This window comes from Streptomyces sp. NPDC085460, from assembly GCF_044541975.1.
Lineage (GTDB): Bacteria > Actinomycetota > Actinomycetes > Streptomycetales > Streptomycetaceae > Streptomyces.
The window spans coordinates 322462-345479 of sequence record NZ_JBITTO010000009.1 but is presented as its reverse complement, the minus strand read 5'-3'; the positions used below and the strand labels follow the sequence as shown (position 1 = coordinate 345479).

The 23018-nt window shown below is 73.1% G+C and carries 23 protein-coding genes and 1 tRNA gene; 11 read left to right on the top strand and 13 right to left on the bottom strand.

What is annotated here, in order from left to right:
- Nucleotides 1-40 precede the first annotated feature (40 nt).
- From ACIGHB_RS25020 to ACIGHB_RS25000, 5 genes are read right to left on the bottom strand one after another with little or no spacing between them, the layout of a single operon-like run.
- Entirely contained in the window at nucleotides 41-370 is a 330-nt protein-coding gene (locus ACIGHB_RS25020; RefSeq protein WP_399915980.1) for a DUF202 domain-containing protein, read from the bottom strand.
- Nucleotides 370-762 (bottom strand): DUF202 domain-containing protein, encoded by a 393-nt coding sequence (locus tag ACIGHB_RS25015; RefSeq protein ID WP_360318874.1) that lies wholly within the window; start codon nucleotides 760-762, stop codon nucleotides 370-372. The genes ACIGHB_RS25020 and ACIGHB_RS25015 overlap by 1 nt, the downstream gene beginning before the upstream one ends.
- 35 nt (nucleotides 763-797) lie before the next feature.
- Nucleotides 798-1385, bottom strand: coding sequence for an NUDIX hydrolase (locus ACIGHB_RS25010; RefSeq protein ID WP_399915978.1), 588 nt, complete (start codon nucleotides 1383-1385; stop codon nucleotides 798-800).
- 33 nt (nucleotides 1386-1418) lie between these two features.
- Nucleotides 1419-2183, bottom strand: a complete 765-nt coding sequence (locus tag ACIGHB_RS25005) for a glucose 1-dehydrogenase (RefSeq protein WP_399916136.1) — start codon at nucleotides 2181-2183, stop codon at nucleotides 1419-1421.
- 44 nt (nucleotides 2184-2227) lie between these two features.
- Complete coding sequence (locus ACIGHB_RS25000; protein ID WP_399915976.1) at nucleotides 2228-2863, bottom strand: TetR/AcrR family transcriptional regulator; 636 nt, start codon at nucleotides 2861-2863, stop codon at nucleotides 2228-2230.
- Between the two features lie 94 nt (nucleotides 2864-2957).
- Here ACIGHB_RS25000 and ACIGHB_RS24995 point away from each other — a divergent pair, with 94 nt between their 5' ends.
- Nucleotides 2958-4613 (top strand): FAD-binding dehydrogenase, encoded by a 1656-nt coding sequence (locus ACIGHB_RS24995; RefSeq protein ID WP_399915974.1) that lies wholly within the window; start codon nucleotides 2958-2960, stop codon nucleotides 4611-4613.
- Nucleotides 4614-4696: 83 nt separating this feature from the next.
- Here the strand turns inward: ACIGHB_RS24995 and ACIGHB_RS24990 are convergent, their stop codons facing one another.
- Together ACIGHB_RS24990 and ACIGHB_RS24985 are read right to left on the bottom strand one after the other, a co-directional pair.
- Entirely contained in the window at nucleotides 4697-6094 is a 1398-nt protein-coding gene (locus ACIGHB_RS24990; protein WP_399915971.1) for a GntP family permease, read from the bottom strand.
- Nucleotides 6095-6154: 60 nt separating this feature from the next.
- On the bottom strand, nucleotides 6155-6697 hold the full coding sequence (locus ACIGHB_RS24985; RefSeq protein WP_360318918.1) for a gluconokinase: 543 nt from the start codon (nucleotides 6695-6697) through the stop codon (nucleotides 6155-6157).
- A gap of 240 nt (nucleotides 6698-6937) precedes the next feature.
- Here ACIGHB_RS24985 and ACIGHB_RS24980 point away from each other — a divergent pair, with 240 nt between their 5' ends.
- The 4 genes from ACIGHB_RS24980 (at nucleotide 6938) to ACIGHB_RS24965 (ending at nucleotide 11205) form a co-directional block, all read left to right on the top strand.
- Nucleotides 6938-7639, top strand: a complete 702-nt coding sequence (locus tag ACIGHB_RS24980; RefSeq protein WP_391081513.1) for an FCD domain-containing protein — start codon at nucleotides 6938-6940, stop codon at nucleotides 7637-7639.
- A 257-nt stretch (nucleotides 7640-7896) separates the two neighbouring features.
- The gene (locus ACIGHB_RS24975) at nucleotides 7897-9354 is read left to right on the top strand and encodes an amino acid permease (protein ID WP_399915969.1); all 1458 of its coding nucleotides are present in this window, start codon (nucleotides 7897-7899) and stop codon (nucleotides 9352-9354) included.
- Between the two features lie 136 nt (nucleotides 9355-9490).
- A complete protein-coding gene (locus ACIGHB_RS24970; RefSeq protein ID WP_399915967.1) occupies nucleotides 9491-10576 on the top strand; it encodes an S-(hydroxymethyl)mycothiol dehydrogenase in 1086 nt (361 codons plus the stop codon).
- Entirely contained in the window at nucleotides 10576-11205 is a 630-nt protein-coding gene (locus tag ACIGHB_RS24965) for an MBL fold metallo-hydrolase (protein WP_399915965.1), read from the top strand. The genes ACIGHB_RS24970 and ACIGHB_RS24965 overlap by 1 nt, the downstream gene beginning before the upstream one ends.
- On the opposite strand, the gene ACIGHB_RS24960 is transcribed toward ACIGHB_RS24965, so the two are convergent.
- Entirely contained in the window at nucleotides 11189-12100 is a 912-nt protein-coding gene (locus tag ACIGHB_RS24960; RefSeq protein ID WP_399915963.1) for a pseudouridine synthase, read from the bottom strand. The two genes, ACIGHB_RS24965 and ACIGHB_RS24960, sit on opposite strands and share 17 nt — an antisense overlap.
- A 136-nt stretch (nucleotides 12101-12236) precedes the next feature.
- Nucleotides 12237-12324, bottom strand: a tRNA-Leu gene (locus tag ACIGHB_RS24955).
- A gap of 251 nt (nucleotides 12325-12575) precedes the next feature.
- On the opposite strand from ACIGHB_RS24955, the gene ACIGHB_RS24950 reads away from it, so the two are divergent.
- The 3 genes from ACIGHB_RS24950 (at nucleotide 12576) to ACIGHB_RS24940 (ending at nucleotide 15345) form a co-directional block, all read left to right on the top strand.
- Nucleotides 12576-13901, top strand: a complete 1326-nt coding sequence (locus ACIGHB_RS24950) for a M20/M25/M40 family metallo-hydrolase (RefSeq protein ID WP_360318903.1) — start codon at nucleotides 12576-12578, stop codon at nucleotides 13899-13901.
- Between the two features lie 153 nt (nucleotides 13902-14054).
- Entirely contained in the window at nucleotides 14055-14288 is a 234-nt protein-coding gene (gene chpH, locus ACIGHB_RS24945) for a chaplin ChpH (RefSeq protein ID WP_015032475.1), read from the top strand.
- A gap of 154 nt (nucleotides 14289-14442) precedes the next feature.
- Entirely contained in the window at nucleotides 14443-15345 is a 903-nt protein-coding gene (locus tag ACIGHB_RS24940) for a chaplin (RefSeq protein WP_399915961.1), read from the top strand.
- Nucleotides 15346-15415: 70 nt separating this feature from the next.
- Here ACIGHB_RS24940 and ACIGHB_RS24935 read toward each other — a convergent pair whose 3' ends face one another.
- Nucleotides 15416-15604 (bottom strand): DUF5703 family protein, encoded by a 189-nt coding sequence (locus ACIGHB_RS24935; RefSeq protein WP_319013159.1) that lies wholly within the window; start codon nucleotides 15602-15604, stop codon nucleotides 15416-15418.
- 47 nt (nucleotides 15605-15651) lie between these two features.
- Here ACIGHB_RS24935 and ACIGHB_RS24930 point away from each other — a divergent pair, with 47 nt between their 5' ends.
- Nucleotides 15652-16338, top strand: coding sequence for a hypothetical protein (locus ACIGHB_RS24930; RefSeq protein WP_360318907.1), 687 nt, complete (start codon nucleotides 15652-15654; stop codon nucleotides 16336-16338).
- Nucleotides 16339-16418: 80 nt separating this feature from the next.
- Here ACIGHB_RS24930 and ACIGHB_RS24925 read toward each other — a convergent pair whose 3' ends face one another.
- Both ACIGHB_RS24925 and ACIGHB_RS24920 read right to left on the bottom strand, forming a co-directional pair.
- A complete protein-coding gene (locus ACIGHB_RS24925; RefSeq protein WP_399915959.1) occupies nucleotides 16419-18701 on the bottom strand; it encodes a helix-hairpin-helix domain-containing protein in 2283 nt (760 codons plus the stop codon).
- On the bottom strand, nucleotides 18698-19675 hold the full coding sequence (locus tag ACIGHB_RS24920; RefSeq protein WP_360314300.1) for an aldo/keto reductase: 978 nt from the start codon (nucleotides 19673-19675) through the stop codon (nucleotides 18698-18700). The genes ACIGHB_RS24925 and ACIGHB_RS24920 overlap by 4 nt, the downstream gene beginning before the upstream one ends.
- 153 nt (nucleotides 19676-19828) lie before the next feature.
- Here ACIGHB_RS24920 and ACIGHB_RS24915 point away from each other — a divergent pair, with 153 nt between their 5' ends.
- Nucleotides 19829-20878, top strand: coding sequence for an LLM class F420-dependent oxidoreductase (locus tag ACIGHB_RS24915; protein ID WP_360314298.1), 1050 nt, complete (start codon nucleotides 19829-19831; stop codon nucleotides 20876-20878).
- Nucleotides 20879-21133: 255 nt separating this feature from the next.
- A complete protein-coding gene (locus ACIGHB_RS24910; protein WP_399915956.1) occupies nucleotides 21134-21919 on the top strand; it encodes a ferritin-like domain-containing protein in 786 nt (261 codons plus the stop codon).
- A gap of 21 nt (nucleotides 21920-21940) precedes the next feature.
- Here the strand turns inward: ACIGHB_RS24910 and corA are convergent, their stop codons facing one another.
- A complete protein-coding gene (gene corA / locus ACIGHB_RS24905; protein WP_360314311.1) occupies nucleotides 21941-22933 on the bottom strand; it encodes a magnesium/cobalt transporter CorA in 993 nt (330 codons plus the stop codon).
- Between the last annotated feature and the right edge of the window lie 85 nt (nucleotides 22934-23018).

Genomic DNA, 23018 nt, shown 5'->3' with positions numbered 1-23018 from the left:
TTGGATCCAACCTCCTGGATCTTGGATCCAGCCTCCCAGATCACCAGATCAGCGCCGCCCCGCACACCGCCAGTGCCACCGTGCACCCCGTCGCGAGCAGCGCGCCGCGAGCCGACAGGACCTGGGGGCGGGGGGTGTCCAGGGAGCGGATGCGGCGGTGGGTGACGGCGAGGAAGCCGATCCAGAGCAGGGCGGCGAGCGCGAGACCGGTCAGTCCGGCGGCGGTGGCGCCGTCGATGAGGGCGAGTTTGACGGCGAGGACGGCGACGACGGTCCAGGACAGTGTCGTGCGGCGCCAGGCGAGCCGGGTGCGTTCCGGCTGGAGCCCGGGGTCGCGGGTCTCGGCCGGTGGTCCGGGCTCGCCGGCCACTAGCCGGCCCGGCCGAAGACGACGAGGACGACCATCGCGACCGCGACGACGGCGACGGTGAGGCTGAGGACGGCGGGGAAGCGGGAGACGGGCAGGTCCTCGCCCCGGCGCATGGCGCGTTCGCAGCGGATCCAGTGGTTGACCGCGCGCAGGGCGCAGAGCACGCCGGCGGCGAGGAGGGCGAGCGCGAGGCCGACGCGGACGGCCCAGCGGAGGTCGGGCAGGAACTGGTCGACGGCGAAGCCGCCGCCGATGAGGGCGAGGGCGGTGCGGATCCAGGCGAGGAAGGTGCGTTCGTTGGCGAGGGAGAAGCGGTAGTCGGGGGTGTCCCCCTCGTCCCGGATCCGCTGCGGCGCGAACCACAGCCGCAGACTCTGCGCGAATTGCCTCACCCCGGCACTCTAACGGGCACGTGGGCGGCCCACCCCTACCGGCCCCGGTCCGCCGTCAGCCGCTCGTACGCGGCGAGCCCGTCCGGCACCCACTCCCACGCCCCGGCCGCCCCCGGCAGCCGCGCGCGCAGCTCGTCCTCGGTCAGGAAGGCGTGCCAGGCCACCTCCTCCGGCTGCGGCCGTACCGGCAGGTCGCAGCGGACCTCGTACACGGCGGACCACCACTTGCCGGCCACGCCCCCGGAGTCGTACAGGAACCGGAACAGGAAGTCGGGGCGGGGCAGTCCGGAGACGCCCAGCTCCTCCTCGGCCTCGCGCAGCGCCGCGTCGTCGTAGGACTCGCCGGCGCCGACGACGCCGCCGACGAACAGGTCGTACAGCGAGGGGAAGACCAGTTTCGACGGCGTCCTGCGGTGGACGAAGATCCGCCCCTCGGCGTCCCGGACCCGGATGAAGGTGCAGCGGTGGATCAGGCCCCGCGCGTACACCTCGCCGCGCGGGGCCTGCCCGATCACCCGGTCCTGCTCGTCGACGACGTCGAGCACCTCGTCCCGTACTCCGTCCCGTACCCCGTCCGGTACCCCGTCCCGTGCCTCGTCCCGTACCTCATCGGAAGCGCTCATGCGCCCCATGAAACCAGCGGGACCGCCGCCGGCTCACTGCCCCATGACGTACTTGACCGTCGGGCCGGTGGTCCAGCCGCCGTCCACGGCGAGCTCGGCGCCCGTCACGTACGAGGCGGCGTCCGAGAGCAGGAAGACGACCGCGCCGGCGATCTCGTCGGCCTCGCCGACCCGGCCCATCGGCGTGTTCGGGTACATGCCCTCGCCGCGCTGGATGCCGACCGAGGCGGTCATCGGGGTGTAGGTCATGCCCGGGTGGACCGAGTTGACGCGGATGCGCGAGGTGCCGAGCTCCACCGCGCCGATCTTGGTGAGACCGCGCACGCCCCACTTGGAGGCGCCGTAGCCGGCGGTGAGCGCGAGCCCCATCAGGCCGGCCGCGGAGGAGATGTTGACGATGGAGCCGCCGCCGGCCTCCCGCATTGCCGGTACGGCGGCCTTCATGCCGATGAAGACACCGGTGAGGTTGATGTCGAGGACCTTGCGGAAGTGCTCGACGCTCTCGGTCTCCAGGAGGGCGCCGGTGGAGATGCCGGCGTTGTTCACCAGGCCGTGCAGACCGCCGAACTCGGCGACGGCGTACGCGACGGCGGCGGCCCACTCCTCCTCGGACGTGACGTCGTGGTGGAAGAAGCGGGCGCGCTCGCCGAGGCGCGCGGCGGTTGCCGCGCCGTCCTCGTCGAGGACGTCGGTGACGACCACGTTCGCCCCGGCGGCGACGGCCTGGCGGGCCGCCTCGGCGCCCAGGCCGCGCGCGCCGCCGGTGACGAGGACGGTCTTGCCGGTGAGGTCGTTCATGGGGATTCCGTCCAGTGCGGTGCCCGGCATCGGGGTGGTGCCGTTCATCGGGTCCTCCGGGGCTGTGCGGCCCGGAGCAGTGCGGTGGTGGTCTCGACGAGGTCGGCGAGGAAGAGCGGCTCGTCCGTGAGCGGCTCCGCCCCGTCGAGGTACTGCCGGGCCCGGTCGGCGAGCGCCGCGCCGACCACGGTGAGGGCCAGGTCGAGCCGTTCCAGGAGCAGCGGCTCGGGCAGCCCGTCGTCGGCGAGCCGCGCGGCGATCCGCTCGATCAGCGCCCAGTAGGCGGTGCCGGCGAGGGTGGGGTGGGGGGTGCGGGCGCGGACCCCGCTCTCGTGGCTGAGCTGCGCGGAGACCCGCAGACAGCGGCAGCCGCGCTCGGTGCCCAGTTCGCTCGCCTCGGCCGTGACGAGGGCGGTGATCAGCTCGCGTACGCCCGCGTCACGGGGGACGGCCGGCAGCGCGACGAGCACCCGCTCGGTACGGGCCAGCCGGCCGGCCATGACGGCGTCCAGGAGTCCGGCGCGCGAGCCGAAGTGGTACTGGACGGCGGAGGGGTTGGCCTGTCCGGCGAGCCGCGTGATGTCCCGCAGCTGCGCGCCGTCGACGCCCTGGGCGGCGAAGAGTTCCTCCGCCGCGCGGATCAGCTTCTCCCGGGTCTCGGGTCCTGACGTCCTTGCCATACGTCCATATTAATGCCCGACATTAAAAAACGGGAGGGGCTCCTCCGGTCCCGGACGGTTGACTCGATACATCCGTGTATCCAAGATGCGGTCCATGCCCTACGACGCCGATGTGATCGTGATCGGGGCCGGCCTCGCCGGTCTCGTCGCCACCGCCGAACTGGTCGACGCCGGCCGGTCCGTGATCCTCCTGGACCAGGAGCCCGAACAGTCCCTCGGGGGCCAGGCCCACTGGTCCTTCGGCGGGCTGTTCCTCGTCGACTCGCCCGAACAGCGCCGGCTGCGCATCAAGGACAGCCACGCGCTCGCCCTCCAGGACTGGGCGGGCACCGCGGGCTTCGACCGCCCCGAGGACGAGTGGGCCCGCCGCTGGGCGGAGGCGTACGTCGACTTCGCGGCCGGCGAGAAGCGTTCCTGGCTGCACGCGCGCGGGGTCCGCTTCTTCCCGGTCGTCGGCTGGGCCGAGCGCGGCGGCTACGACGCCACCGGGCACGGCAACTCCGTCCCCCGCTTCCACATCACCTGGGGTACGGGCCCCGGCCTCGTCGCCCCCTTCGAGGCGAAGGTCCGCGAGGGCGTCGCCCGGGGCCTCGTCACCTTCCGCTTCCGCCACCGCGTCACCGCCCTGGGCCGCACCGGAGGCGTCCTCGACACGGTCTCCGGCGAGGTCCTGGAGCCGTCGGACGCCGAGCGCGGCACCGCCAGCGGCAGGACCGCGACGGGCACCTTCGAGCTGCGGGCCCAGGCCGTGATCGTCACCAGCGGCGGCATCGGCGGCAACCACGACCTGGTGCGCGCCCAGTGGCCCGCCCGGCTCGGCACCCCGCCCGCGAAGCTCCTCTCCGGCGTCCCCGCCCACGTCGACGGCCTGATGCTCGGCATCGCGGAGAAGGCGGGCGCCCACCACGTCAACCGCGACCGGATGTGGCACTACACCGAGGGCATCGAGAACTGGGCCCCCATCTGGGCCCGGCACGGCATCCGCATCCTGCCCGGCCCCTCCTCCCTGTGGCTCGACGCCACGGGGAAGCGGCTCCCGGTGCCGCTCTTCCCCGGCTTCGACACCCTCGGCACCCTCGAACACATCATGCGGACCGGCCACGACCACACCTGGTTCGTGCTCGACAAGCGGATCATCGGCAAGGAGTTCGCCCTCTCCGGCTCCGAGCAGAACCCCGACCTCACCGGCAAGTCCGTCCGCGACGTCCTCGGCCGCGCCCGCGCCGACGTCCCGGGCCCCGTGCAGGCGTTCATGGACAAGGGCGCCGACTTCGTCGTCGAGGACGACCTCGGAGCCCTGGTCCGCGGCATGAACCGGATCACCGGCCAGGACCTCGTCGACGAGGCCGCCCTGCGGCGCGAGATCACCGCCCGCGACCGGGAGATCGCCAACCCCTTCACCAAGGACCTCCAGATCACCGCGATCCGCGGCGCCCGCGGCTACCTGGGCGACCGCCTGATCCGTACCGCCGCCCCGCACCGCATCCTCGACCCGAAGGCCGGCCCGCTGATCGCCGTCCGCCTCAACATCCTCACCCGCAAGTCCCTCGGCGGCCTCCAGACCGACCTGTCCTCCCGCGTCCTCACCGACACCGGCGACATCCTCCCGGGCCTGTACGCGGCAGGCGAGGCCGCCGGCTTCGGCGGCGGCGGCGTGCACGGCTACCGCTCCCTCGAAGGCACCTTCCTCGGCGGCTGCATCTTCTCCGGGCGCGCGGCGGGCCGCGCGGCGGCCGCGGCGACGGCGTAGCGCCGCCGGCCGCCAGGCGCGAGAAAGGCCCGGGCCCCGGAGCGCGCACGCGCTCCGGGGCCCGGGCCCTTCGCAGGCCGTCGCTACATCACCAGCGACAGCAGCAGCACGAACACCAGGGACACCACCGAGATGATGGTCTCCATGACCGACCAGGTCTTGATCGTCTGGCCGACGGTCATGCCGAAGTACTCCTTCACCAGCCAGAACCCGGCGTCGTTGACGTGGCTGAAGAAGAGCGAACCGGCACCGATCGCCAGCACCAGGAGCGCCGTCTCACCGGTCGACATGCCCGCGGCCAGCGGAGCCACCAGGCCGGCCGCCGAGATCGTCGCGACCGTGGCGGAGCCCGTCGCGAGCCGGATGGCCACCGCGATCAGCCAGGCGAGGAGCAGGGCCGGGATCGACCAGTTCTCGGAGAAGTCGAGGATCATCTGGCCGACGCCGATGTCGATCAGCGTCTGCTTGAAGCCGCCGCCCGCGCCGACGATCAGCAGCACGCCCGCGATCGGGGCGAGGGACTTCTCGACCGTGGAGGAGAGCCGCTCCTTGGTGAAGCCGGCCGCGCGGCCCAGCGTGAACAGGGCCACTATGACGGCGGCGAGCAGCGCGATCAGCGGCGAGCCGATGACGTCGGTGACCTTCTGCACGGCGTTCTCGGGGTCGTCGACCACGATGTCGACGAGCGCCTTCACCAGCATCAGGACGACCGGCAGCATGACGGTGGCGACCGTGACGCCGAAGCCGGGGCGCTTCTCCAGGTCCTCGGAGGGGCGCGTCGGGATCATGTGCTCGGGCGCCTGGATGTCGACCCAGCGGGCCGCGTACCGGGAGAAGACCGGGCCCGCGATGATCACGGTCGGGATCGCGACGACCAGACCGAGGGCGAGGGTGACGCCGAGGTTGGCGCCGACGGCGTCGATCGCGACGAGCGGGCCGGGGTGCGGCGGGATGAGTCCGTGCATCACGGAGAGGCCGGCGAGGGCCGGGATGCCGATCCGCATCAGGGAGTAGTCGCCCCGCTTGGCGACCATCAGGACCACCGGGATCAGCAGCACGATGCCGACCTCGAAGAAGAGCGGCAGGCCGATCACCGAGGCGATCAGCACCATCGCCCACGGCATGGAGCGCCGGCTCGCCTTCGCGAGGATCGTGTCGACGATCTGGTCGGCGCCACCGGAGTCGGCGAGCAGTTTGCCGAGGATCGCGCCGAGCGCGATCAGCACGCCGACGCCCGCCACGGTGTTCCCGAGCCCGGTGCTGAACGCCTTGATGGTGTCCGCGAGCGGCGCCCCGGCGAACGCGCCGAGCGCGAGCGAGCCGATGGTCAGCGCCAGGAACGCGTGCAGCTTGAACTTGGTGATGAGCAGGACGATGACGGCGATGCCGGCGAGCACGGCGATGCCCAGCTGCGCGTTGCCCGCCGAGGTGATCGGTTCGGCGGCGTCCGCTGCCAGCATCTCGACGCTGAGACTGGTCACGGTGGGTCCCTTGGGGGTTGAGGGGGGAAGGCAGGAAGGGGACGGAAGGAGGGAAAGGACTCAGAAGAGCGGAACGGGCCGGGTGAAGGCGCGCAGCGCCGCCACCGCCCGCGCCGCGATCTCCGCCGGGGTGCCGGAGACGTCGACGGCGACGCCGGCCTCGTCCTCCTCCAGCGGCTGGAGCGTGGCGAACTGCGAGTCGAGCAGCGCGGTGGGCATGAAGTGCCCCTTGCGGGCCGCCATCCGGCCCTCGATCAGCTCCCGGTCACCGGTCAGGTGGAGGAAGACGACCCCGGGGGCCGCCGCGCGCAGCCGGTCCCGGTAGATCCGCTTCAGCGCGGAGCTGCTCACCACCCCGCCGTGCCCGGCCCTGCCGTGCGCCCAGGCGCCGATGGCGTCGAGCCACGGCTCCCGGTCGGAGTCGTCCAGCGGTACGCCGGCCGACATCTTGGCGACGTTCGCCGCCGGGTGGAAGTCGTCGCCCTCCGCGTACGGCAGGCCGAGGGCCTCGGCGACGAGCGGGCCGATCGTGGTCTTGCCGGTCCCGGCGACGCCCATGACGACGACGACCGGGGGAGCGGCGGTGTGGGGGGTGGAGCGCATGAGGGGGTGCCTCGCTGTCTTCTTCGACATCGATCCGTCGAGCGTCATGAAACCCATTGAGTACGACGTATTCAAGAGCCTGTGACATAAAAGTCATACTTTTAATTCCCGTGCGTGGTACCCCGCCCGCCCCGGCCGGGCACCTCGCCGGCCCCGGCCGCGTTCCCCCGCCCGCCCCGACCCCCTGTCCCGCGCCGCTCCGGTGTGATCACCGGCCCGGCCCCGCATAGGCTGAGCACCATGACGACATCGGCCCAGGGGCTCCACTCGCACGTGCTCGCCACCCTGGGCCTGGCCATCACGGCGGGGGAGTACCCGCCCGGCACGGTGCTGCGCACCGACGAACTCGCCCAGAACTTCGACGTCTCCCGCACCGTCGTCCGTGAGGTCGTCCGCGTCCTGGAGTCGATGCACCTGGTGGAGTCGCGGCGCCGGGTCGGCGTCACGGTGCTCCCCACCGCGAGCTGGAACGTGTACGACCCCCAGGTCATCCGCTGGCGCCTCGCCGGCGCCGACCGCCCCCGCCAGCTCCGCTCGCTCACCGTGCTGCGCTCCGCCGTCGAGCCCGTCGCCGCCGGCCTCGCCGCGCTGAACGCCACGCCGGCCCAGTGCCGTGAGCTCACCGAGCAGGCGCTCGGCATGGTCGCCACCTCGCGCGGCCGGCAGCTGGAGGCGTACCTCGTCCACGACATCGCCTTCCACCGGGTCGTCCTCAACGCCTCCGGCAACGAGATGTTCGCCCGCCTCGGCGACGTCGTCGCCGAGGTCCTCACCGGCCGCACCCACCACCACGTGATGTTCGAGGACCCCGACCCGGCGGCCGTCACCCTCCACGTCCAAGTCGCGGAGGCCGTACGGGAGCGGGACGCGGCCCGGGCGGAGGCGCTGACCCGCGAGATCGCCGTCGGCGCGCTCAAGGAGTTGGACGTCCTCGCCCCGTGACGGCGCCCGCCGCCCGGCAGCGGTCGTACGGCCCCGTGACGGCACCCGCCCGCCCCGTGACGGTCGTACGCCGTACAGCGCTGCGTAAGCTCTGAACTAGCTCAAATCCGGGCGTTCAGTGAATTCGCTCACAGTCAGTGAGCGGGCCTTGCCGTGAGGATGTCGGCTGGCCGTGCCGGGGCGACCCCCACGAAGGGACCTCCGGGACTCGGCCGGGACCGCACAGCCCCCACCCCCTCACGAAGGCGAACAACTCCATGAGTGACCGCGTCACCGCGGCCGAGCCGCTGTCCGCCGCACCGGCGAACGCGCCCGCCTCCCCCCACGTCGACGCCGGCGACGCCGGATACCGCAAGGACCTCAAGTCCCGGCACATCAACATGATCGCCATCGGCGGTGCCATCGGCACGGGGCTCTTCCTCGGCGCCGGCGGCCGGATGGCCAGCGCCGGCCCCTCGCTCTTCATCGCGTACGCGGTCTGCGGCGTCTTCGCCTTCTTCGTGGTCCGGGCCCTCGGCGAGCTGGTGCTCTACCGCCCGTCCTCCGGCGCGTTCGTCTCCTACGCCCGCGAGTTCATGGGCGAGAAGGGCGCCTACACGGCCGGCTGGCTCTACTTCCTCAACTGGTCGACCACCGCCGTCGCCGACATCACCGCCGCGGCCACCTACGCCCACTTCTGGTCGCTGTTCAGCGACGTCCCCCAGTGGATCCTCGCCCTGATCGCCCTCGCGATCGTGCTCGCCGCCAACCTCATCTCCGTGAAGTACTTCGGCGAGATGGAGTTCTGGTTCGCCATCGTCAAGGTCGCCGCCCTCGTGGTCTTCATGCTGGTGGGCATCTTCCTCATCGTGACCTCGCACGACGTCGGCGGCTCCACCCCGGGCCTCGCCAACATCACCGACAACGGCGGCATCTTCCCCAACGGCATGATGCCGATGCTCCTGCTCATCCAGGGCGTCGTGTTCGCCTACGCCTCCGTCGAGCTCTGCGGCGTCGCCGCCGGCGAGACCGAGAACCCCGAGAAGATCATGCCGAAGGCGATCAACTCGATCATGTGGCGCGTCGGCCTGTTCTACGTCGGCTCCGTCGTCCTGCTCGCGCTGATCCTCCCGTACACCGCCTACTCCGGCGACCAGAGCCCCTTCGTCACCGTCTTCGACAAGCTGGGCATCCCCGGCGCCGCCGGCGTGATGAACCTCGTCGTCCTCACCGCCGCCCTCTCCAGCCTCAACTCCGGCCTGTACTCCACCGGCCGCATCCTGCGCTCCATGTCGCTGGCCGGCTCCGCGCCGAAGTTCACCGGCGTCATGAACAAGGGCGGCGTGCCCTACGGCGGCATCCTGCTCACCGCCGCCTTCGGCGTCGCCGGCGTCTTCCTCAACTTCGTGATGCCCGAGGACGCCTTCGAGCTGGTGCTGAACTTCGCCTCCATCGGCATCATCGGCACCTGGGCCATGATCATGCTCTGCTCGCTGCTCTTCGTCCGCCGCGCCGAGCAGGGCAGGCTCGTCCGCCCCGCCTACCGGCTGCCCTGGGCCCCGTACACGCAGATCGTGACCCTGGTCTTCCTCGCCTCCGTCATCGTCCTCATGTGGATGGACGGCGGCATCGGCCGCACCACCGTGAACTGTCTGCCGCTGATCGCCGCGGCCCTCGTCGGCGGCTGGTTCCTGGTCCGCGGCCGGGTCCGGGAGACCGCCGGCAAGCAGGACTGACCCGGCCCGCCCCCGAACTCCCCCCACGGGAGCGGCGGACCCCCGCAGGCACGGCCTGCGGGGGTCTCGCCTTTTATCAGGAGATAGTGGTACGCAGGAGGCTTACAAGATCCTCTCGGTCGAAGGGAAGTCAGCGATGCCACAGCACGTGCGGGGGGTCATCGCCCCCGGCCGGAACGAGCCCGTGCGGATCGAGACCGTCGTCGTCCCCGATCCCGGCCCCGGCGAGGCCGTCGTCCGCGTCCAGGCGTGCGGCGTCTGCCACACCGACCTGCACTACAAGCAGGGCGGGATCAACGACGAGTTCCCCTTCCTCCTCGGCCACGAGGCGGCCGGCACCGTCGAGTCGGTCGGCGAGGGCGTCACCGACGTCGCCCCCGGCGACTACGTGATCCTCAACTGGCGGGCCGTCTGCGGCCAGTGCCGGGCCTGCCGGCGCGGCCGCCCCTGGTACTGCTTCGACACCCACAACGCCCGGCAGAGGATGACCCTGCTCGACGGCACCGAACTCTCCCCGGCCCTCGGCATCGGCGCCTTCGCCGAGAAGACCCTCGTCGCCGCCGGCCAGTGCACCAAGGTCGACCCCGCCGTCGCCCCCGAGATCGCCGGCCTCCTCGGCTGCGGCGTGATGGCCGGCATCGGCGCCGCGATCAACACCGGCAACGTCTCCCGCGGCGACACCGTCGCCGTCATCGGCTGCGGAGGCGTCGGCGACGCCGCCATCGTCGGTTCCCGCCTCGCCGGGGCCGCGAAGGTCATCGCCGTCGACATCGATGAGCGAAAACTGGCCAAGGCGAAGGAGATGGGCGCCACCCACACCGTCGACTCCCGCACCGGCGATCCCGTCGAGGCGATCCGCGCGCTCACCGACGGCTTCGGCGCCGACGTCGTTATCGAGGCCGTCGGCCGCCCGGAGACGTACGCGCAGGCGTTCTACGCCCGCGACCTGGCCGGCACCGTCGTCCTCGTCGGCGTCCCCACCCCCGAGATGCGGCTCGAACTGCCGCTCCTCGACGTCTTCGGCCGCGGTGGCTCCCTCAAGTCCTCCTGGTACGGCGACTGCCTGCCGTCCCGCGACTTCCCCATGCTCATCGACCTGCACCGGCAGGGCCGCATCGACCTCGGCGCCTTCGTCACCGAGACCATCGCCCTCGACGAGGTCGAGAAGGCGTTCGCCCGCATGCACGAGGGCGACGTGCTGCGCTCGGTGGTGGTGCTGTGATGACCGCCCGCGTCGACCACCTGGTCACCTCCGGCACCTTCAGCCTCGACGGCGGCACCTGGGACGTCGACAACAACGTCTGGATCGTCGGCGACGACACCGAGGCGATCGTCATCGACGCCGCCCACGACGCCACCGCGATCCTCGCCGCCCTCGACGGCCGCACCCTGCGCGCCATCGTCTGCACCCACGCCCACGACGACCACGTCGGCGCGGCCCCCGCGCTCGCCGCCGCCACCGGCGCCCGCATCCTGCTCCACCCCGCCGACCAGCCGCTGTGGAAGCTCACCCACCCCGACCACACCCCCGACGGAGAACTCGCCGACGGCCAGGTCCTCACCATCGCGGGCACCGACCTGAAGGTCCTCCACACCCCCGGCCACGCCCCCGGAGCCGTCTGCCTGTACGCCCCCGACCTGGGCACGGTCTTCACCGGCGACACCCTCTTCCAGGGCGGCCCCGGCGCCACCGGCCGGTCCTTCTCGGACTTCCCCACGATCGTCGACTCGATCCGCGGGAAGCTCCTGACCCTCCCGCCGGACACGGTCGTCCGCACCGGCCACGGCGACGCCACCACCATCGGCGCGGAGGCACCGCACCTGGAGGAGTGGATCAGCAGGGGCCACTGAGCGACAGGCGGGTCCCGAACCGCCGCTCCTCGCCCGTGAACGGGTCGGTGAACTCCAGCGTCCGCGCCAGCAACCGCAGCGGCCGCCGGTAGTCCTCCGGCCCGTCCTCACGCACCACCGGATAGAGCGGATCGTCCAGGATCGGCAGCCCCAGCGCGTTCATGTGCACCCGCAGCTGATGCGTCTTCCCGGTCTCCGGCAGCAGCCGGTACCGCCCGAACGCGCCCAGCCGCTCCACCAGCTCGATCCGGCTCACGGCGTTCGGCTCGCCCGGCACCTCCCGCGCGGCCGGCACCCCCCGCTCCTTCTCGATCCGGCTCCGCACCGTCACCGGCAGCTCCACCGCCGGGTCGTACGCCGCCACCGCCTCGTACTCCTTGCGCACCCGCCGCTCCTTGAACAGCAGCTGGTACGCCCCCCGGTCCTCGGCCCGCACCACGAACAGCACGAGACCCGCCGTGAGCCGGTCGAGCCGGTGCGCCGGCTGGAGCGCCGGCAGCCCGAGCCCGGCCCGCAGCCGCGCCACCGCCGTCTCCGTCACGTGCCGCCCGCGCGGGGTCGTCGCCAGGAAGTGCGGCTTGTCCGCCACCAGGATCCGCTCGTCCCGGTACACCACCCCGATCTCGAACGGCACCCGCTCCTCGGCGACCGGATCCCGGTGGAACCAGAGCCACCGCCCCGGCTCGTACGGCTCCGAGGCCGCCGCCGCCCGCCCGTCGGCCCCGACGAAGCGCCCCGCGTCCAGCATCGCGCCGACCCGCTCCGTGCCCACGGCGCCCCCGTACCGCCCGAGCAGATACGCCCCCACGGTCGGCCAGGCCCCCTCCGGGTCCGGCGGCAGCCGCAGCCGCACCGGATCGATCCCGTCCCGCTGCGCCAGCGGCGCGACCGGCACCCGCTTCCTCCGCACCGCTCCGCCTCACCGTCCTCCAGGGATCCGACATCCGGGGATCCGACAACCAGGGATCCGCCCCGCAAGGATCCGACATACGCGAAAGTCCCGGTCGAGAGATCTCGACCGGGACTTCCTCTGGTGTCCGAGGGGGGACTTGAACCCCCACGCCCGATAAAGGGCACTAGCACCTCAAGCTAGCGCGTCTGCCATTCCGCCACCCGGACAGGGTGTGTGTCTCGCGGCCCTGGGCCGTTCCGACGAGGAAAACCATAGCAAACATTCGGGTGACCGATCACCACCCCCTCACCCGCCCCAGCAGCCCCACCGGCCCCTCCCGCCCCGCCGGGACGTCCCGTCTCGGCATGTGTCGGAGACGTGTCGGCGGGTGGACGCCCTTGCGCCGCCGGGGCGTGGGCGCGGGAGGATGGGAGCGACCACCAGCAAGCATGTGGGGCACGTCGTGGGAGGAAGCAGCGTGAGCGAGTCGAACACCGGCCGGACCGTCTCGGGTGAGGACGAGGTCGTCGACCTCTGCCGGGACCTCATCCGCATCGACACCAGCAACTACGGCGACCACTCCGGCCCCGGCGAGCGGGCCGCCGCCGAGTACGTCGCCGAGAAGCTCGCCGAGGTGGGCCTCGACCCGAAGATCATCGAGTCGCACAAGGGCCGCGCCTCCACCGTCGCCCGCATCGAGGGCGAGGACCCGTCCCGGCCCGCCCTGCTCATCCACGGGCACACCGACGTCGTCCCGGCCGACGCCGACGACTGGACCCACCACCCCTTCTCCGGCGAGGTCGCCGACGGCTGCGTCTGGGGCCGCGGCGCCGTCGACATGAAGGACATGGACGCGATGACCCTCGCGGTCGTCCGCGACCGGCTGCGCAGCGGCCGCAAGCCCCCGCGCGACATCGTCCTCGCCTTCCTCGCCGACGAGGAGGCCGGCGGCACCTACGGCGCCCGCCACCTCGTCGACCACCACCGCGACCTCTTCGACGGCGTCACCGAGGCGATCGGCGAGGTCGGCGGCTTCTCCTTCACCGTCAACGAGAACCTGCGCCTCTACCTGGTCGAGACCGCCCAGAAGGGCATGCACTGGATGCGGCTCACCGTCGAGGGCACGGCGGGCCACGGTTCGATGACCAACTCCGACAACGCCATCACGGAGCTGTGCGAGGCCGTCGGCCGGCTCGGCCGCCACCAGTGGCCGGTCCGCGTCACCAAGACCGTCCGCAGCTTCCTCGACGAACTGTCCGACGCCCTCGGCACCCCGCTCGACCCCGAGGACATGGACGCCACGCTGGCCAAGCTCGGCGGCATCGCCAAGATGGTCGGGGCCACCCTGCGCAACTCCGCCGCCCCGACCATGCTCGGCGCCGGCTACAAGGTGAACGTGATCCCCGGCCAGGCCACCGCCCACGTCGACGGCCGCTTCCTCCCCGGGTACGAGCAGGAGTTCCTGGCCGACCTCGACCGGATCCTCGGCCCCCGGGTCAAGCGCGAGGACGTCCACGGCGACAAGGCCCTGGAGACGAGCTTCGACGGCGCCCTCGTCGACGCCATGCAGGTCGCCCTGCGCGCCGAGGACCCGATCGCCCGCGCCGTCCCGTACATGCTCTCCGGCGGCACCGACGCCAAGTCCTTCGACGACCTCGGCATCCGCTGCTTCGGTTTCGCCCCGCTCCAGCTGCCGCCGGAGCTGGACTTCGCCGGCATGTTCCACGGCGTGGACGAGCGCGTCCCGGTCGACGGCCTGAAGTTCGGCGTGCGCGTCCTGGACCGCTTCATCGACGCCTGCTGACCGGACGGCCGGACGCGCCGCCGAATTCGGCCGCGCGTTTGGCCCTGACCGGAAAGAGTGAATGACCCGGGGGGCTCGTAGCCCCCTCCCTTCCCCCTCGTTACAGGTGTTGCGGTCCGCGGCTGGGGCCGCACTTGTCAACTAGGAGGAATAATGATCAAGAAGGTCGTCGCTGCTGCGGCTGCCACTGGCGGTCTCGTTCTCGCGGGTGCGGGCATGGCCGTCGCCGACGCGGGTGCCCAGGGTGCGGCCATCGGTTCCCCCGGTGTCCTCTCGGGCAACGTCGTGCAGGTCCCGGTTCACGTTCCCGTGAACGTCTGCGGCAACACGGTCTCCGTGATCGGTCTGCTGAACCCCGCCTTCGGCAACACCTGCGTCAACGCCTGACGTTGTGCCCCGCCCCTTGAGGGCGTGAGCCGTCCGGCCCCGGAGTGCGTGCCATGCACTCCGGGGCCGGTGGCGATTCCGCCCCGGGCACGGGCCCGGTGGCCCTCATCCCACGCCGATCAGGCGAATTGCCGAGAAGGCAGGTAAGCAAGCTATGCGACAGGTCACGCGCAAGAGCATCATCACCGTCGCGGCGGCCGGCGGCGTCTTCGCGCTCGGCGGAGGCATCGCGCAGGCGGATTCCGCCGCGAGCGGCACGGCCGCGAACTCACCGGGCATCGCGTCCGGCAACTCCGTGCAGGTCCCGGTCCACGCGCCGGTCAACGCGTGCGGCAACACCGTGAACGTCGTCGGGGTGCTCAACCCGGCGATGGGCAACTCCTGCGCCAACATCCCCTCGCAGGCGGGACCCGGCTCGTCCGGCCACGCGCGGGCGACCGGTTCCCCGGGCGTGGCCTCCGGCAACACCGTGGTGGTGCCGGTCGACGTGCCCGTGAACGCGTGCGGCAACAGCGTCACTGGCATCGGCCTCGGAAACCCCGCCGCGGGCAACGACTGCGCGAACGGCGAGAAGCCCGACGGCGGTTACGGCGAGGAGGAGCCCGGCGGTTACGGCGAGGAGCCGGGCGGTTACGGCGAGGAGCCCGAGACCCCTGGCACTCCGGGCACCCCCGGGACGCCCGGCACGCCGGGTACGCCCGGGACTCCTGGTACGCCGGGTACTCCTGGTACGCCAGGTACCCCCGGCACTCCGGGTACGCCGGGGACTCCGGGCACTCCGGGTACTCCGGGTACGCCCGGGACTCCCGGTACGCCTGGTACCCCCGGCACTCCGGGCACGCCCGGCACGCCCGGTACGCCCGGCACCCCCGGTGTGCCGCCCGGCTCGGACGGGGGGACGAACCACCCCGGTCCGCAGCTCTCGCCGCCGCCGGCCACGCCCGAGGAGCTCGCCGAGACCGGCTCCTCCGCGCCGCTCGGCGTGATCGTGCCGGCCGCCGCGGGCCTGCTGCTCGGCGGCGCGCTGGTCTACCGCCGCTCCCGCCGCGGCGCCTGAACCGGACCGATCACCGGACCGGCCGGAAAGCGAAGGGGCCCCGCACCAGGCGGGGCCCCTTTCGCGTCCGTCACCAGGTGGCGCGGATCTGACGGATGATCCGCCGCTTCAGCCGCACTCTGCGGCTCCCGTCCCGCCGCAGGGTGAGTCGGTCCAACTCCCAGTGCCCGTACTCGGCATGGTCGGTAAGAAGCCGCGCGGTCTCCTTGCGGGAGACGCCACGCGGCACGTACACGTCGACAAATTCGTATTCCGGCATCGCATCTATTGTGCGGGCACCGGCCCGGTACGGATAGCGTCTGTCCCATGTCTGATGCTGCGCAGCCCACCGCTGCCGAGGTACGTGCCGCCGCAGAGGCGGTCAAGACCGCACTGGACCGCCACCTCGCGGCGGTCGAACGCCGCACGGGGGACGACGACACGGCCGTGTACGAGGCGTTCAACGCCCTCGCCGCGGCCGCCGAGACCTATGACGAACTCCTCTACGACCGCTACGACGAGGTGACCCCCTTCGAGATCCCCGGGGCCGACGACGGCCTGCCGCCCTACGCGGGACCTGACGAACCGCACGCCCTCAGCGTGCTCATCCGCCGCGACTACGCCGTGGCCGAGCCGCGCCGGCTCGTGGCCCAGGCCCGGCGCGTCGCCGACCTCGACCACGACGAGGAAGGGCCCCGCGGCACGGCCGCGGCGCTCGGGGTCCTCTTCGGGGAGTACGAACCCGACGAGATCGCCTCCCGTCACAAGGAGTTCGGCCTGGAGGAGGGCGACTCCACGCTCTGGGTCACCGCCGCCGGGGAACTCCCGGAGGCGGGGGAGTGGCTCGCCGCCCCCTTCGAGCAGGCCGACCCGGAGCGGATCGTCTGCCGCTTCGACATCAGCGCCGTCTTCGACGACGAGGACGACGACGGGGCCGAGGGCGCCGGCGGGACCGGGGCGCTCCACGGGGCCGAGGCGGCCGGTGCGGGGAAGGGCCGGGACGCCGGCCGCTGAGAGGCGTCGGGGAGGACGCCGGAGGGCCGGTACGTCCACCGTGGACGTACCGGCCCTCCGGCGTTCCGGTCGGGGCGCCCTCACTCCTCGTCGGGGGTGGCGAGCAGGCCGGTCAGGAGCGGCCGCAGCCGCGTCGTCCGCGCCGGGGCGAGGACCTCGGCGACCGCCCGGGGCAGCGCCTGGTCCACTCCGTGCACCACCGACAGATGCCGCTCCGCACGGCCGAAGGCCGTGTAGACCCACGGCCGGCTCAGCCCCGGCGCGGCGTCGCCGGGCAGCACCACGACGACCGCCGGCCAGCGCCCGCCGGCCGCCTGGTGCGCGGTCAGCGCCCAGCCGTGCCGCAGCGCCGACTCCACCCGCTCCTTCGGTACGACGACCTCGCCGTCGGCGGTGCCCAGCCGCAGCCCCTCGGCGTCCGCCCCGAGGACCGTGCCGGTCACCGTGCGGCCCGGCACCGGCGCGTACGCCACCCGGTCACCCGGGTCGAAGCCGCCGAAGCGGCCGGGGCCCGGGTTGAGTCGCTGCTTGAGGGCCGTGTTCAGCGCGCGGGTCCCGGCCGAACCGCCGTGGCCGACCGTGATCACCCGGGTCTGCTCGGGGGACAGACCGAAGGCGCGCGGCACCGAGTCCGCGACCAGCTGGACCGTGCGGTGCACGGCCTCACCGGCGTCCCGCACGGGGACGATCACGACCTCCTTGCCGGGGGCCTCGACCTGGTTCAGCTCGCCGACGCCGATGCCCGAGACCAGCTCGCCCAGCGGGCCCGGGTCGGGGCGGCGGGAGGCCACGCGGGGGCAGACGCGGGCCGCGAGCGCGTCCGCGAAGACCGCACCGGGACCGGCCGGCCCCAGGACGTCCGGATCGCCGCTGAGGACGAGCCGGCAGCCGTCCGGCAGGGCCTCGACGAGCATGGCGCCCGTCTCCACGTCCAGCTGCGGGGCGTCCAGCACCACCAGCAGGTCCAGGGCGAGCGCGCCCTCCTCGTCCCGGCCGGGGCCGGCCGTCCCGGAGAGCAGCGCGGCGAGCGGCACCACCGTCCCGGCGGCCCGGTCCTCCTCGCCCGGCCGCTCCGGGGAGTGCACGGTGACCAGGACGCGCAGCCCGCGCTCCCGCGCGGCGGCGGCCAGGGCCAGCGGCTCCTCGCGGGCGGCCTCACCTCCGGTGTGCAGCACCAGGCCGTGGCCGCCCACGGCCCGCTCCAGCTCGCCGCCGTCCCACTCCGCCGCGGTGACGGTGCGCACCAGCCGGGCCAGTCCGTCCGCGAGGCTCTCCTCGGCGAGCGCGTACCGGTCGAGGCCGAGCAGCGGGGGCTCCTCGGGGCCGGCAGCGGCGCCCTCGCCCTCCACGGGCTCCTCGCCCTCCTCCGTCTCCTCGTCCCCGGCGGCGTCCTCCTCCTGGAAGACCAGGACGGCGCCCTCGGAGACCGCGGTCTCGACCGCCTTCTCCGGGTCGGGGACCTCGTGCCGGGCGAGTCCGGCGCGGACCTCGTCCAGGGTGAGCGCGGTGTGGCCCTGGAGGGCGGCCCGGTCGAGCAGCCACACGGTCAGGGCGACGGCCCGGCGCGGATCGTCGGGGCCGCAGGCCCCGCCGAGCAGCGCCCGCGCGAAGCCGTCGGCCTGCTCCGGCCGCACCCCGGCGACGGCCAGCAGCCGCCACGGGTCCTCGGTCAGCGCCTCGGCGGCCCGCTCGCCCAGCGCGGCGGCGACCTGCCCCGCCAGCGACTCGGGCGCGCCGCCGCGGGCCAGCACCTCGCCGACCCCGGCCAGCGCCCCGGCCGTCGGCGCGGGCGGGGCCGCCGGGGCGGGCGGCCGGACGGTGGTCTCGGGCGGCCGGGGTGCGCGGGGCGGCTCCGGCGACGGCTCGAAGAAGGCGCCGCCGGACGTGGCGCCGCCCTCCACGGCCCGTACGGCGGCGAGCAGATCGGCGGCGGTCCCGCTCAGCTTCGCGCCGCTCGTGACCGGCCCGGCCTTCTCGGCCTTCCGCAACTCGATCTTGGCCCGCAGCTCCCGCTGCGCCGCCAGCTCCGCCTGCGCCTCGCTCAACTCCGGCGCCGCGCCCTCGCCGGCCTCGGAGGTCTCAGCGGCCCCATCGGCCTCGGCATCCCCGCCGGCCCCGGCATCCCCGCCGGCCCCGGCATCCTCTTCGGCCCCGGCAGCCCCGTCGGCCCCGGCATCCTCCGTGGTCCCGGGTGTGTCGACGGTGCCGGCCTCCTCGACGGTGCCGGCCTCCTCGACGGTGCCGGCCTCCTCGGTGGTGTCGGTCCCGTCGGGTGCGGTGTCGGTCCCGTCGGGCGGCGCCACGTCCGCGTGGGCCAGGTCCTCGGACGCCTCGGGCGCGGTCTCCCCGGAAGGCTCGGTCACAAGGTGCTCCAGTCGTGATCCGGATAGCGGTGCACGGGCGCGGACACATCGTCCAGAGCCCGGCAGATCTCGTCAGGAAGACTAAGGCCCTCCACCGACAGCGCGGCCGTGAGCTGCCGCGCCGTGCGCGCGCCGACGATCGGGGCGGCGACGCCGGGCCGGTCCCTGACCCAGGCGAGCGCGACGTGCAGCGGGCTCGTGGCGAGTCCGTCGGCGGCGGTGCTGACCGCCTCCACGATCCGGCTCGCGGCCTCGTCGAGGTAGGGCTCCACGAACGGCGCCAGCGCCTCCGACGCGCCCCGGGAGTCGGACGGCGTGCCGCTCCGGTACTTGCCGGTCAGCACCCCGCGGCCGAGCGGGGAGGAGGGCAGCAGACCTATGCCGAGGTCGATCGCGGCGGGCAGCACCTCCCGCTCGACGCCCCGCTGGAGCAGCGAGTACTCCAGCTGGGCGCCGGCGAGCCGGGTGCGGTCGCCCGCCAGCTGCCAGGTGCCGGCCTTGGCGAGCTGCCAGCCGCAGAAGTTGGCCACGCCCGCGTACCGCGCCCGCCCGCTGCGTACCGCGATGTCGAGCGCCTGGAGCGACTCCTCCAGCGGCGTGTACGGGTCGTAGGCGTGCAGCTGCCAGAGGTCCACGTGGTCGGTACCGAGCCGGGCCAGGGAGGCGTCGAGGGCGGCGAGGAGGTGGCCGCGCGAGCCGTCGGTGCGGCGGTCCGGGTCCGGGACGCTGCCGGCCTTGGTGGACAGGACCAGGTCCTGGCGCGGCACCAGCCGCTCCATGAGCCGGCCGAGCAGGTACTCCGCCTCGCCGCCGCCGTACACGTCGGCGGTGTCCACGAGTGTGCCGCCCGCGTCCCAGAACGCCTTCAACTGCTCGGCGGCGTCGTGCTCGTCGGTGTCCCGCCCCCAGGTGAGCGTGCCGAGCCCGATGCGCGAGACGCGCAGGCCGGTACGTCCGAGATGCCTCTGCTCCATGGGCGGGACATTACTGGCCAGGGCACGACGCGGAGAGACCCTGTGGACAGAACCTGTGGACGACGGCGTGGCGTCCGGCTCCTGACGGATCGGGGAAGCGCGCGCTAGAGTCCCGACCGAGAGACGTTACTCATGGGTAAGGGGTGTGTGGACATGCGGCTCGGCATCAACCTCGGCTACTGGGGCGCCGGCATGGACGGCGACAATCTGGCCGTGGCCCAGGAGGCCGACCGCCTCGGCTACGACGTGTGCTGGGCGGCGGAGGCGTACGGCTCGGACGCGCCGACGGTGCTCTCCTGGGTCGCCGCGAAGACGGAGCGGATCGACGTCGGCTCGGCGATCATGCAGATCCCGGCCCGCCAGCCGGCCATGACGGCGATGACCGCCGCCACCCTGGACTCGCTCTCCGGCGGCCGGTTCCGGCTCGGCCTCGGCGTCTCGGGACCGCAGGTCTCCGAGGGCTGGTACGGCGTGAAGTTCGACAAGCCGCTCGCCCGCACCCGCGAGTACGTGGAGATCGTCCGCAAGGCGATGTCCCGCGAGCGCCTGACCCACGAGGGCGAGCACTGGACGCTGCCGCTGCCCGGCGGCCCCGGCAAGCCGATCAAGCTCACCGTCCACCCGCAGCGCGAGCACATCCCGCTCTACATCGCGGCGATCGGCCCGAAGAACCTGGAGCAGACCGGCGAGATCGCCGACGGCGCCCTGCTGATCTTCCCCTCCGCCGAGCACCTGGAGGAGACCGCCCTGCGCCCGCTGCGGGCGGGCCGCGAGAAGGCCGGCCTGACGATGGACGGCTTCGACGTCTGCCCGACGCTGCCGCTCGCCCTCGGCGAGGACGTCGACGCGCTGGCCGACGTCTTCCGCCCGTACACCGCCCTGTACGTCGGCGGCATGGGCAGCCGCAAGCAGAACTTCTACAACCAGCTCGCCCGGCGCATGGGGTACGAGAAGGAGGCCGCGGAGATCCAGGACAAGTACCTGGCCGGCGACAAGACGGGCGCCGCGGCCGCCGTGCCCCGCTCCCTGATCGACCAGACCGCCCTGCTCGGCACCGTGGACCGGATCGCGGACCGCATGACCGCCTACGCGGAGGCCGGTGTCACCACCCTGACGCTGGCCCCGGCCGGCTTCACCCTCGACGAGCGCCTGACCGCCCTGCGCGCGGGCGTGGACGCCCTGGAGCGGGCGAACCTGGCGTAGGGGAGCGAAGCCCGGGGCGTCGAAGCCCGGGCGGGGTTCGAAGGAACGTTCCGCGGCCGTGGTGGGGGCTCGGGGGTCTTCCCCGCCACGGCCGTCATGCCGTTCAACGCGCCACCGCGCCCCCGGTTACGGCCCCGGCTCTCACTCTTTCGGCCGACACCGCCGACCCCTCCTGTTGCCCCCCGTCGCGGACCGCATTTGACTCGGTCTCCCGGACCCGCGGAGCGCGCGGCCGTCCGCACGGAGGTGGCAGTGATGCTCACGGCCAAGAGCCTGTTCCAGGAAATCATCGACGACGACGGGGCCTTCCAGCTCTTCTGCTCGATCGCCGCCAGCGGCGAGTCGCAGGGCGGCTGGGAGAACGCCCGGATCGCCGCCCTCGTCGCGCCCGGCATGCGGGACCTCACCCCGAAGATCACCCGGCACGGCGCCGACGAGGACAAGCACGGGCGGATCTTCAACGCCCTGCTGCGCAAGCGCGGCCTCGAACCCGTCCCCGTCCCCCCGGACACCGACTACACGATGCTCCTGGAGCGGCGCGGGATCGGACTCGCCCACGACAAGCTCCGCCGCGACGAACCGCTGACCGAGCAGGACGTCGTCGTCTACCTCGCCCACAGCCGGGTCACCGAGGAACGCGCCGCCGCCCAGATGCGGCTGCTCGTGAAGTACTTCGGCGACCACCCGGAGCTCGGCAAGGCCATCCGCATGATCTGCGCCGACGAGGACAACCACCTCGCCTACTGCCACGAGGAGCTGCTCCGGCTCGCCCGCGCCGGCCACGGCCGGCTCATCCAGCGCACGCTGCGCGACTCCGCCCTCGCCGAGATCCAGGTCTACCGCGACGTCAGCCTCGCCGTCATGCGCCACATGGGCGGCATCCTGGGCTGGCCGAAGCCCAAGGCCGCGGCCCTCGCCGCCGGCATCCACGGCGTGTACGCCTACGAGCGCGCGGCCGGCTGGCACCAGATGATCAGCCTGCGGATGCCCGAACGGCTCGACGCCCTCGGCGGCCCCGCCGTCCCCGCCCCGGCCTTCTGACGACCGACCGGCGCGGCCGGCTCACAGCCAGCCGCGCCGCTTGAACAGGCGGTACAGGGCCAGTTCGATCCCCGCCATCACCAGGATCACCGCCGGGTACGACCACCCCCAGTGCAGCTCCGGCATGTGGTCGAAGTTCATGCCGTAGATCCCCGCGACCATCGTCGGCACCGCCGCCATCGCCGCCCAGGCCGAGATCTTCCGCATGTCGTCGTTCTGTCGCACGCCCATCTGCGCGAGGTGCGCCGACAGCACGTCCGACAGTAGCCGGTCCAACCCCTCCACCTGCTCGTTGGCCCGCAGCAGATGGTCGTTGACGTCCCGGAAGAACGGCTGCGACTCCTCGTTGACGAACGGCACCGCGCCCGCCGTCAGCCGGGCCATCGGCGCCGCCAGCGGCCCCGAGGCCCGCCGGAACTCCAGCACCTGCCGCTTCGCCGTGTAGATCCGCTCCGCCGTGTTCGCCGTCCCCGACCCGCCCGGGGCGAAGACGTCGGCCTCCAGCTCCTCCAGGTCCACCTGGAGCTCGCCCGCCACCTCCAGGTAGTGGTCCACCACCGCGTCGCTCACCGCGTACAGCACCGCCGTCGGCCCGTGCCGCAGCACCTCCGGATGGGTCTCCAGGCGCTTGCGCACGGCCGCCAGGGGCGCCCCCTCGCCGTGCCGGACCGTCACCACGAAGGAGTCGCCGAGGAAGAGCATCAGCTCCCCGGTCGACACCCGGTCGCTCTCCGGCTCGTACAGCACCGGCTTCAGCACCACGAAGAGGGAGTCGTCGTAGACCTCCAGCTTGGGCCGCTGGTGCGCCTTCAGGGCGTCCTCGACCGCCAGCGGATGCAGCGCGAACTCCGAGGAGACGTGGTCGAACTCGGACTCCGTCGGCTCGTACAGGCCCACCCACAGGAAGGCGTGCCCGGAGGCGCGCGCCTCCGCCAGGGACCGTGAGAGGTCGCCGCCGCACTCCGTCCGGCGGCCGTCGCGGTACAGGGCAGAGTCGACGATCACGCGCCGTATTCTCCCTCCGTACGTCCGGTCCCGCACGCCCGCCTACCCGCGGAGGACCGCCGCACACGCGCGCGTGCGCCGTAGGCTGGCCGGC

Coding starts and splice junctions, on each gene's coding strand:
- ACIGHB_RS25010 (WP_399915978.1), bottom strand. CDS start 1,385: ATGAGCGCTTCCGATGAGGTACGGGACGAGGCACGGGACGGGGTACCG.
- ACIGHB_RS25005 (WP_399916136.1), bottom strand. CDS start 2,183: ATGAACGACCTCACCGGCAAGACCGTCCTCGTCACCGGCGGCGCGCGC.
- ACIGHB_RS25000 (WP_399915976.1), bottom strand. CDS start 2,863: ATGGCAAGGACGTCAGGACCCGAGACCCGGGAGAAGCTGATCCGCGCG.
- ACIGHB_RS24995 (WP_399915974.1), top strand. CDS start 2,958: ATGCCCTACGACGCCGATGTGATCGTGATCGGGGCCGGCCTCGCCGGT.
- ACIGHB_RS24985 (WP_360318918.1), bottom strand. CDS start 6,697: ATGCGCTCCACCCCCCACACCGCCGCTCCCCCGGTCGTCGTCGTCATG.
- ACIGHB_RS24980 (WP_391081513.1), top strand. CDS start 6,938: ATGACGACATCGGCCCAGGGGCTCCACTCGCACGTGCTCGCCACCCTG.
- ACIGHB_RS24975 (WP_399915969.1), top strand. CDS start 7,897: ATGAGTGACCGCGTCACCGCGGCCGAGCCGCTGTCCGCCGCACCGGCG.
- ACIGHB_RS24970 (WP_399915967.1), top strand. CDS start 9,491: ATGCCACAGCACGTGCGGGGGGTCATCGCCCCCGGCCGGAACGAGCCC.
- ACIGHB_RS24965 (WP_399915965.1), top strand. CDS start 10,576: ATGACCGCCCGCGTCGACCACCTGGTCACCTCCGGCACCTTCAGCCTC.
- chpH (WP_015032475.1), top strand. CDS start 14,055: ATGATCAAGAAGGTCGTCGCTGCTGCGGCTGCCACTGGCGGTCTCGTT.
- ACIGHB_RS24940 (WP_399915961.1), top strand. CDS start 14,443: ATGCGACAGGTCACGCGCAAGAGCATCATCACCGTCGCGGCGGCCGGC.
- ACIGHB_RS24935 (WP_319013159.1), bottom strand. CDS start 15,604: ATGCCGGAATACGAATTTGTCGACGTGTACGTGCCGCGTGGCGTCTCC.
- ACIGHB_RS24930 (WP_360318907.1), top strand. CDS start 15,652: ATGTCTGATGCTGCGCAGCCCACCGCTGCCGAGGTACGTGCCGCCGCA.
- ACIGHB_RS24920 (WP_360314300.1), bottom strand. CDS start 19,675: ATGGAGCAGAGGCATCTCGGACGTACCGGCCTGCGCGTCTCGCGCATC.
- ACIGHB_RS24915 (WP_360314298.1), top strand. CDS start 19,829: ATGCGGCTCGGCATCAACCTCGGCTACTGGGGCGCCGGCATGGACGGC.
- ACIGHB_RS24910 (WP_399915956.1), top strand. CDS start 21,134: ATGCTCACGGCCAAGAGCCTGTTCCAGGAAATCATCGACGACGACGGG.